Genomic DNA, 10906 nt, shown 5'->3' with positions numbered 1-10906 from the left:
TTCTACTGTCACTTTGCCATAATTTGCATTAGATTTAGCCAAATAGCCACGAACACTCTTTAAAAATACTTCAATAGGATATTTTTTATTAACTGGGACTAGTTCATTTCGCAATTCATCATTTGGCGCATGTAATGAAATTGCTAATGCCACGTCTATTTGATCTGCTAATTTATCTAACGCTGGGACAACTCCTGACGTACTTAAGGTTACTCGGCGTTTGGATAATCCGAATGCCAAGTCATCCATCATGAGGTCCATGGCAGGCACTACGTGTTTAACATTGAGCAAAGGTTCACCCATGCCCATCATTACTACATTAGTAATAGGTCGCCTAGCGGAATCATTATTAAGACCAATTGTGACAGCGACACGCCATACTTGCCCGATGATTTCTGACACTTTTAAATTACGATTAAACCCCTGTTGCGCTGTCGAACAAAAAGTACACTCCAAAGCACAACCAACTTGTGAAGACACACATAAAGTGGCGCGCTCCCCATCTGGGATCCAAACCGACTCGACTTCCTGACCACCCTCAAGTTTTAACGCGAACTTAATCGTTCCGTCTGTCGCATTTTGTTGATATGCAATTTCAGGTGCTTTAATTTCACAATTAGCCTGCAACTTAGCACGGAGCTTTTTATTTAGGTTGGTCATTTGTTCAAAATCAGACACCCCCTGTTGATAAATCCATTTCATCAGTTGATCGGCTCGAAAAGGTTTTTCACCTATTTCGCTAAAATAAGCACGTAAACCTGCTCGATTAAAATCAAGTAGATTTGTCTTGGCTGATTGAACTGCAGTTTGAACGGGAGTCGTCGTCACAGGAACCTCAATAATTGCATCACACAGACACTATTTTAACTGATCCACAAATTTTTGCAGAGTACAGTTGGTTAATACATGGATTGAAATAAAACACAAAAGGGAGCCGAAGCTCCCTTTTTTACTTCGTACTATTAATTAACGAGTACGAGGGCAAATTTCTTCATCAGAGAAAAAGTATGCAATTTCACGTGCAGCTGATTCAGGCGCATCAGAACCATGACATGCATTTTCATCAATAGAAGCCGCATAATCAGCACGTAATGTTCCAGCTAGCGCTTCAGCAGGGTTAGTTGCACCCATGATTTCACGGTTTTTAAGAACAGCATTTTCGCCTTCTAAAACTTGAACCATAACCGGACCAGAAGTCATGAAAGAAACTAATGCTCCAAAGAAAGGACGCTCACTGTGTTCAGCGTAAAAACCTTCAGCTTGTTCTTTACTTAAATGAACCATCTTAGCTGCAACAAGTTTTAGGCCTGCTGATTCAAAACGGTTATAGATAGCACCGATAACGTTTTTAGCAACGGCATCTGGCTTGATGATAGAAAAAGTGCGCTCTAAAGCCATTTTTTTCACTCCAAAAGTTATAATATTAATTATATTGAATAGGACTTAATTCATAAACGAATACAAGCCCAATAAAAATTTCGCGCGGATTATATGCAATAAATGCTAAAAAACCTAATAAATCCAAATATTAGAATTAAAAACATTAAAAAAGGGTAGCAACAGCTACCCTATTTAAACAGATAAAAACGTAAATGAGTGACTAGTTAACAATATCACCTAGGTTAATTAGCTGCATCTCACCGCTGTTGTCATCCACGCCATCGTTATCATTGACGATATAAACATCACCGTTAGCCATAACAGCCATACCTTCTACTTTCTCAGCAGGTAATCCATTAGCCATTTTTAAATCAGGCATAATGTCGCGGACCAATGTTTTCGTTACCGTATCTCCGTCAACTAAACCAGTGGTGTCAATTTCATAAATACGCTTAACCACAGCATCCATTCCACCTTGATTATCACGCTCTAAGACTAAAAACTTGCCGTTATCAAGAGAAGTGATGTCAGATAAACCTACCCAACCGCCATTTTGAGACTCAGCAGCGTCTAATGGATAAAATAAGAAGCTCCAAGTTTTAGCTGCAGTGTTATAAACACCTAAACGAACATTTGTATCACCAGCCCAAACACGTTGGAAAGCAACATAAACGTTACCAGCATACTCAGCAACGCCTTCAAAACCGAAACGTAATTGATTGTCATTAATTGCATCAGGTAGAGAAATTACTTCTTCAATCACACCTTGAGCATCAGTTTTAAAGATAAAGTTTAAGCTATTGATTGGACGAGAAGTATCACCTTTAGTACCTGAACCTTCAGATACAACCCAAAAACCGCCGTCACTTGCTTTAGACACACCTTCAGGATCGATATTTACTGTTTTGTCAGCGTTGAGCATACTCGCTAAATCGGCTTCATCGAACACATCAACACGTGTTACATCATCTTCATCAACACTAGTATCTGCCAAAGCAACAGTTGTAACTGCTGAAAATACATCATTTGAATCCATGATATGAGTTTCGTTGGTTAATAGTGCTGGACTCTTTGAAGTATCGATAGTGAATATGCGATTACTTAAATAGAAGCTATCTTCAACTGAATACAAAGTATTTGAATTCATGGGATCTGCACTTAAACCTGATAAAGCACCAAATGGGATAGGAGAACCATTTACACGGTATGCAGACTTAATAGTTGGATACTGTTGCGCATTAGCCGAGTAGTTATAGATATTCACTACAGAACGAATTTTCGCATCACGCTCATCAGCTTCACTTGCTACAACCAATAGATTACGACTTGGGATAGCTAATGCACCTTCAGGAGCAACACCAGCGGGCAATATTTGTTTAAACATAGGCTTTGTAAAATCAGCTACGTCATACACAAATACTAAACTAGAGCGTTCAGAATTTACAAACAAGTAACGCTCATCACCAAATACGCCATATTCAGCATTTTCAGGTTCGTTACCTTTATTTCCAGAACGTCCATCAGGGTAATGACCTACACTCGCTACCATGTGCTCCATACTTGAGCCTGCAGCGTAAACCACTTCACCTTGCTTGTTGAAAACGGTGAAACCTCGAGAGCCACCGTCTAAATCACCTTCATCAGCCGTAGCGAAATAGTCATTACCTAACCAGGTAACCCCATCTGGTTCACGTAATACTCCGTCTAGAGATTCAGTCTGAGAAATAAGCGCTTTTTCTTCTGTTCCATCAACCAAGGTCAAATCCACTGATCCAGCAGAGAAATCATTCATGATTGAACCATCTGCCAAATCAACCAAAATGATATGGTTGTTTTCTTGAAGTGTAACAACCGCGATGTTGTCACTATTAATGTCTACAAATTCTGGCTCTGGATCGTCCGCATATAAATCGGTAATACCATTGAAATCTACACTTGATGCAGTCCAAGTATCCGGCTCGCCCGATAATTCAACAATAGACAAATACCCAGCTGGAGCTTGTGGAGGAACACCTTCACCTAAATCTTCGTCACGTTCATTTTCAATCGCGACCACAGCGTACATGCCATCAGGACTAACAGCGACAGAATCAGGTTGACCACCTAAATCAATAGTAGCGACTAGTGCCTGTGTATCAAGATTGATGACAGCTAAAGATCCTGAAGTGTTAATATAATCAGCCGAACTATTTATACCAACTAAAGCATAATCGCCAACTACAGAAACTGAAGTAGGCTCTCCAGCTAGAGCTAATGTACCAGCGGCTACAGGGTTTGCAGGGTCTGTGATATCAATAAAGCCTAACTGCTGATTAGGGCTATCCGTGTAAACTAAGGTTAGTCCATCTTCACTGGCAGATACAATCTCTGCTGACGTCTCGGTATCATCATTACAATTAAGATCAATTTGTGAACATACTGGGAAAGACGCAACACGATTGAAACTTTTGTGGCTTAATTGAGTGGCTGAACAAATATAAGAAGTTTCAGTTACTTCTGAATCAGCCAACATAGCATCAGAATCTAGATCTAAACCTGACTCAATAGCAGTACCACCCGCAAAACAGTTGTCATTACCTGCATAGATTTCAGTATGACGAATTAAACTAGCTAAACCATTAGCACCATCTACGCCATTAGCACCATCTGCACCATTAGCACCGTCTGTACCATTAACGCCATCTGCGCCATTAGCACCGTCTGCGCCATTAACGCCATTTATGCCATTTGTGCCTGCTGGTCCTGTATCACCGTCGTCGGCACAACCTACCAAGCTTAAAGATATGGCTACCGCCAAAAAAGTTTTAGTTAAGTTAAAATTCATCTTCTATCCAATTGTAAGTGAAAAAAAAAGATAATCTTGAACATGGAAAGTGACATTAGATTGACAGTTTTATGATGCTTATATGTCACGAATAACAAGCCTGGTTAAACCTGATTACAGCGATATAGCATTCTTTAGATATTTTCTGTTAAGCTCCCAAGAAGATGAGATAAAATAACGGACAAGTAATTTATGTTGAAGATGTTGTTTCTATTACCATTAGGGTTATGCTTCATTTGGACGGCCTACCTTAAGCTCAGAGGGTACACTTTAGGCCAAGGTAAACAGGGGTATATATATATTTTAATATTCTCTAGCGTGATTGCTGTGTTCTATACATTAGTATGGTTGTTAACTAGGCTCCAATAAACGATAAGAAATAGCAGATAATAAAAAAGAGCGAAAACGCTCTTTTTTATTGATCAATCACACATATTTGTTATTGAAATATTTCGATACTCGCTTGAGCTTTCAATGATTCAACAACAGTACCGTACAAGTTCTGAGTTTTAGCAGACGCTAATTGAGTTTGAATACTGGTTAACTGTGTACTGTCAGCTTCTTCAGCGGTATTAATTTTCAACACTTGAACTAAACTAACATCACCTGTTACTAGATCTACAATTTCAGATTGATTTTCAGCCAATTTAAATCCAGCTTCAACTATAGTACGAGAAACTCCACCATCATTACGAGTAACGGCTTGTTTATCTTCCCATGCAACAGTTAAACTTTCTAATTTTGCCGAAATATCTTCTTCATTATTAAGTCCAGTTTGAACATCACTTACCCAATCTCTGGCAGCTTGTTGAGCTCCTTCTGCGATTAGGATTGTTTTAACCTGCTCAGTCACTTCGTCTAATGCTTTAGTGCGTTCAGCTTCATGTTGAGCAACACGAACCACCATTATATGGTTGTCACCTAACTCAATCACTTCACTATTAACCGCTTCTTCGATTAATTCTTCACTAAATGCACTAACCAAAATTTTGGGGTTAGATACAGCCTGCTCAGGTGCATTACGAGTAAATAACTCAGTAGTGACAACTGGTTTGTTTGCTTCAGCAGCAACCTCTTCTAGACTATCAGGCACTTCGAATGCGACTTCAGCAATACGCTCCTGAATGCCATAAAACTCTTCTTCTGCTTTTTGGGTCTTAACTTTTATTGTTACTTCATCTAAAACGTCTTCAAAAGCAGTCACTTCTTCAGCTTTAATATCAGTTAACTTAATGATGTGATAGCCAAATGAACTTTTTACCACTTCACTTACATCACCTTTTGCAGCTAATGCATATGCTGATTCTTCAAAAGCAGGATCCATTATACCTTTACCAAAGAAACCTAAGTCACCTCCGTTTTCAGCGCTAAAAGTGTCACTTGAAAACTCTTTTGCTAATTCAGCGAAATCATCTCCAGCTTGAGCTCTGGCTAATACTTCCTGGGCTTTTGCTAAAACAGACTCGTCTTCTTCCGCACTTTCAAACAAAATATGCGAAGCTTGACGCTCTTCAGCTGTTCTGTATATATCAAGGTTTTGCTGATAATAATCGTTCAACTCACTTTCAGAAATGGTAATTTCAGGCAATAAGTCTTCCAAAGTTAACTCTACATAGGCCAAGCTGACTTTTTCTTCGGTATCAAATTGTGTAATGTTAGCTTGATAATAGGTGTTAATTTGTTCGTCGTTTATTTCAACCTTTTCATTAAACTTGGCTGAAGACACATTTAAATAACGTAAATCGCGGGTTTGTTGCTGCATCATGTGAGCTGACTTTGCTTCGCTATCTAGAGCGAACTCACTGCCTAACAATGATTGAGATAATTGTCTGCGTACCATATCAATGCGCATATAATCTCTGAAGTTATTCGGTTGGAAACCCACTTGACGTAAAAGTGTTAAATAACGTTCATTATTGAATTTACCGTCAATTTGAAATTCTCGCATATTAACAATAGCTTTTTTAACTTGTTCGTCACTTACGCGTAAACCTAAGTCAGCAGCAGCTTGGTCCATAAGCTTTTCAGCTATAAGCCTATCCAATATACCTTGCCTGAAGTTTTGCAAATATGCTGCGTCACTTGCCAAAGTAGCAAATGCATCACCATACTGTTGTTCCATTCGAGCCCTATCATCTTGGTAAGCTTTTTCTAGCTCTTCAAGTGTTATCTCTTCACCATTCACATTTGCAGCTACTGCAGCGCCAGATGAGTTGATATAACTCCCTACACCAGCAAACATAAAGCTTAAAATGACCAACCCCAAGATCCCCATGGCCCATACGCCCTGTGATCCTTCTCTAATTTTTTCTAACATACTAACGTCCAAACCCCAAAAATTGAGCAGTTACTGATAAGCATAAGAGATGTTCTCTACCGCAAGCGGCCGAGATTATATACTAAACGAGCAAAATTATTAAGAATGATTAACTGTGAAATAAAGGTATTTACTAATGCGGAATACTATTCAGTATTTAAATCAACTTAACGACAAAATTAACTTTGCCTAAACAACAAAAAAGGCGATGAAATCATCGCCTTTTCAATAAGTAAACTAAAATTTTAGTTACAAGCGTCTTTCAATGCTTTACCAGCTTTGAAAGAAGGAACTTTAGCTGCTGAAATTTGGATTGTTTCACCAGTTTGTGGATTACGACCACTACGAGCAGCACGTTCACGTACCGAAAATGTTCCGAAGCCAACTAATGCAACTTGATCACCGTCTTTAAGTGCGCCTGTTACTGCAGATGTTAATGCGTCTAACGCACGACCTGCTGCTGCTTTAGAAATATCTGCACTTGCAGCGATTGAATCAATAAGTTCTGACTTATTCACAATATGAACCCCTTCATTTGTTATTATTACTGTTGACTTGCATTATGCGAAGCCGGATTGTTATATCAAGCTTGAAAAGTAATTTCAAGCACACTTACAAATTTTTAACATTTCTGAGTCGTCTCAATCCCTTTTGCGACAAGGCTTCAAGCGAATCTGTGATAAAGGCTACCATATCTTTTTACATAGTGAAGCCCTAAAATCCAAAAAAATTAAAAAAAAATCGTTTTTCTGCTTATTTTTTAACCTTTTTCTTTGCAACTGGTGAAATTTTATCTGGTTGCTCGGCTAAAGCTAGCTCCAAAACCTCATCAATCCATTTTACAGGATGAATACTTAGGTCTTGTTTTACGTTATCAGGTATCTCTTCTAAGTCTCTTTCATTGTCTTTTGGAATGACAACCGTCTTAATTCCGCCTCTATGTGCAGCCAATAATTTCTCTTTTAGCCCACCTATCGGCAAAACTTCACCACGTAAAGTAATTTCACCTGTCATGGCAACTTCGCATTTAACTGGGTTGCCTGTTAAAGCTGAAATAAGCGCAGTACACATACCAATACCAGCACTTGGACCATCTTTAGGGGTAGCCCCTTCAGGTACGTGTACATGAATATCTCGTTTTTCATGGAAATCATCATTAATACGTAATTTTTCAGCTCGGCTACGGACTACAGTTAAGGCTGTTTGAATTGACTCTTGCATTACATCACCTAAAGAGCCCGTAAAAGTAGTTTTACCTTTCCCCACCACAGATGTGGCTTCAATCGTTAATAACTCGCCTCCCACTTGGGTCCAGGCTAAGCCAGTAACTTGGCCTATTTGATTGTCTTTATCAGCTTTACCGTAATCAAATCTTTGCACACCTAAAAACTCTTTTAGGTTATCTTGATTAACGACGACTTGTTTTAAAGACTTATCTAATAAAATATTTTTAACTGCTTTACGGCAAATCTTCGATAGTTCACGCTCTAAACTACGTACCCCAGCTTCACGAGTGTAATGACGAATAATGCCAATCACAGCACTTTCTTCTATCACCAATTCGCCTTTTTTCAGTCCATTGCGGGAAATCTGTTTGTCCATCAAGTGTTGAGTCGCAATATTTAGCTTCTCGTCCTCTGTATAACCAGACAAACGTATGACTTCCATACGATCCAATAAAGGACCAGGAATATTCATACTGTTAGAAGTGGCCACAAACATTACATCAGATAGGTCATAATCGACTTCTAAATAGTGATCACTAAAACTAGCATTTTGTTCTGGATCCAACACTTCTAATAATGCAGATGAAGGATCACCACGCATGTCCGAAGACATTTTGTCTATTTCATCTAGTAAGAAAAGTGGATTTTTAACTCCTACCTTTGCCATTTTCTGGATCATCTTACCCGGCATTGAGCCAATGTAAGTTCGTCTGTGTCCACGGATTTCAGCTTCATCCCTAACACCGCCTAAAGCCATACGCACATACTTTCTACCTGTTGCTTTAGCAATAGACTGACCTAATGACGTTTTCCCCACACCAGGAGGACCAACTAAACATAAAATAGGGCCTTTAAGCTTTTTAACACGTTGTTGAACCGCTAAATACTCTAGAATCCGTTCTTTAACTTTATCTAATCCGTAATGATCAGCATTTAACACTTCATCTGCTATAGCTAAATTTTTCTTTACAGCACTACGTTTTACCCATGGAACATTCGCTAGCCAATCTATATAACTACGAACAACTGTAGCCTCTGCCGACATAGGAGACATCATTTTTAACTTTGTTAATTCAGCCGTTGCTTTTTTCTTGGCTTCTTCTGGCATTTTCGCGTCGATGATTTTTTGATTCAGCGCTTCGAATTCATCGACTGACTCTTCACCTTCGCCTAATTCTTTTTGAATAGCTTTCATCTGCTCATTCAAATAATACTCACGCTGGCTTTTTTCCATTTGTTTTTTAACGCGAGTTCGTATTTTCTTCTCAACTTGCAGTAAGTCTATTTCACTTTCCATTAGCGCCATTAAATATTCAAGACGTTCAGTAACATCGCCCATCTCAAGTACTTTTTGTTTCTCAGCAAGCTTTAATGGCATGTGTGCAGCCATGGTATCAGCAAGACGAGCGGCATCTTCGATACCGTTTAATGAAGTTAAGACTTCTGGTGGAATTTTTTTGTTAAGTTTGACGTAACCTTCGAACTGGGAAATAGCCGAGCGAATTAATATATCTTGTTCTGATTCGGGCAACTCCGCGTCAACAGAGCTTTTGACATTGGCTATAAAAAAATCTTCGGTACTAACGAACTCACTAATTTCACCTCGTTGATTACCTTCAACTAACACTTTCACAGTGCCATCCGGTAATTTTAAAAGCTGTAATATAGTGGCCAGTGTACCTACCGTAAATACGTCATCAGAGGTCGGTTCATCAACACTTGCGTCTTTTTGAGCAACTAAAAATATTTGTTTGTCTTTTTCCATAGACGCTTCTAAACAGCGAATAGATTTTTCTCTGCCGACAAACAAAGGAATTACCATATGCGGATAAACTACAACATCACGTAACGCCAAAACCGGCATTTCTACGCAACTTTCTTTCGCTTCTGTCATGTTTAATCTCGTACTATTTTATTAATATTATTTCGTATAGTTAAACTATATGGGGCTTGGCTAGTAAAGTTCAAACAAAATTAGCAAATCATTTTAAATAAACTAAATGAACTGTTTAAGAAATAACCTAAGTCCCAATTCACCAACTTAAAGACAAAAAAAAGACTCTTAAAAAAGAGCCTTAATTTACAGTATGTTTAGTCTTGAAACGTTATGACAAATTATTCAGAAACCGCTTTTTTATCAGAACTATTATCGTAAATAAGAATGGGTTGTGACTCACCGCGTATAACAGTCTCATCAACAACTACCTTACTCACCTCTTGCATAGTCGGCAACTCATACATAGTGTCTAACAACACGCCTTCAACAATTGAACGTAGTCCACGTGCGCCAGTTTTACGCTGCATGGCTTTCTTAGCAATAGCCTGAAGTGCATCATCCCTAAATTCTAGTTCAGTATCTTCCATATTAAACAATGCAGAATATTGTTTAGTTATAGCATTTTTAGGTTCTTGTAGAATTTGAATTAACGCATCTTCGCTCAATTCTTCTAAACTGGTTAATACAGGTAATCGACCAATAAATTCGGGGATCAAGCCGTATTTAACCAAGTCTTCAGGTTCTACCTTTTTAAGTAGCTCACCTTCTTTAGCTTTGTTATCAGCACTTTTAATACTTGAACCAAATCCAATACCCGTACCTGTTTGTGCTCTTTGCTCGATAACTTTATCTAACCCAGCAAAAGCCCCACCACAGATAAATAAAATTTTAGAGGTATCAACTTGTAAAAATTCTTGTTGAGGGTGTTTACGACCACCTTGTGGAGGAACTGACGCAATTGTACCTTCAATTAGCTTGAGTAAAGCTTGTTGTACGCCTTCACCTGATACATCCCGCGTAATTGACGGATTATCAGACTTACGAGAAATCTTGTCTATTTCGTCAATGTACACAATGCCACGTTGGGCTTTTTCAACGTCATAATCACATTTTTGCAATAACTTTTGAATGATGTTCTCAACGTCTTCACCTACATAACCAGCTTCGGTTAACGTCGTCGCATCAGCCATAGTAAATGGCACATCTAATAAACGGGCTAACGTTTCTGCCAATAAGGTTTTACCACTACCGGTAGGCCCCATTAGCAAAATATTACTTTTTCCTAATTCAACACCTTCATGTACATCACCATTTCTTAAACGTTTATAATGGTTGTATACAGCAACAGCCAACACTTTCTTAGCGTGTTCTTGACCTATAAC

At 38.6% G+C, this 10906-nt stretch carries 7 protein-coding genes; all 7 read right to left on the bottom strand.

Annotated elements, in window-relative coordinates:
- Positions 1 to 828 (bottom strand): 23S rRNA (adenine(2503)-C(2))-methyltransferase RlmN (gene rlmN, locus ACSHXM_RS19020; RefSeq protein ID WP_435691471.1); only part of this gene is annotated, 828 nt, incomplete at its 3' end.
- A 138-nt stretch (positions 829 to 966) separates the two neighbouring features.
- Positions 967 to 1398, bottom strand: a complete 432-nt coding sequence (gene ndk, locus ACSHXM_RS19015; protein WP_435691469.1) for a nucleoside-diphosphate kinase — start codon at positions 1396 to 1398, stop codon at positions 967 to 969.
- A gap of 202 nt (positions 1399 to 1600) precedes the next feature.
- On the bottom strand, positions 1601 to 4204 hold the full coding sequence (locus ACSHXM_RS19010) for an esterase-like activity of phytase family protein (protein ID WP_435691467.1): 2604 nt from the start codon (positions 4202 to 4204) through the stop codon (positions 1601 to 1603).
- Between the two features lie 439 nt (positions 4205 to 4643).
- Positions 4644 to 6521 carry a SurA N-terminal domain-containing protein gene (locus tag ACSHXM_RS19005; RefSeq protein WP_435691465.1) on the bottom strand — a complete coding sequence of 626 codons (1878 nt, stop codon included), beginning with the start codon at positions 6519 to 6521 and terminating at the stop codon, positions 4644 to 4646.
- Positions 6522 to 6766: 245 nt separating this feature from the next.
- Positions 6767 to 7039 carry an HU family DNA-binding protein gene (locus tag ACSHXM_RS19000; protein WP_435691462.1) on the bottom strand — a complete coding sequence of 91 codons (273 nt, stop codon included), beginning with the start codon at positions 7037 to 7039 and terminating at the stop codon, positions 6767 to 6769.
- A 235-nt stretch (positions 7040 to 7274) separates the two neighbouring features.
- Positions 7275 to 9641 carry an endopeptidase La gene (gene lon / locus ACSHXM_RS18995; RefSeq protein WP_435691460.1) on the bottom strand — a complete coding sequence of 789 codons (2367 nt, stop codon included), beginning with the start codon at positions 9639 to 9641 and terminating at the stop codon, positions 7275 to 7277.
- A gap of 221 nt (positions 9642 to 9862) precedes the next feature.
- Positions 9863 to 10906, bottom strand: a 1044-nt coding sequence (gene clpX / locus ACSHXM_RS18990; protein WP_435691458.1) for an ATP-dependent protease ATP-binding subunit ClpX, incomplete at its 5' end; no start/stop codon positions are given.

It is taken from the genome of Paraglaciecola sp. (assembly GCF_051252315.1).
Taxonomy (GTDB): Bacteria; Pseudomonadota; Gammaproteobacteria; order Enterobacterales; family Alteromonadaceae; genus Paraglaciecola.
This window is presented reverse-complemented; position numbering and strand designations above follow the sequence as displayed.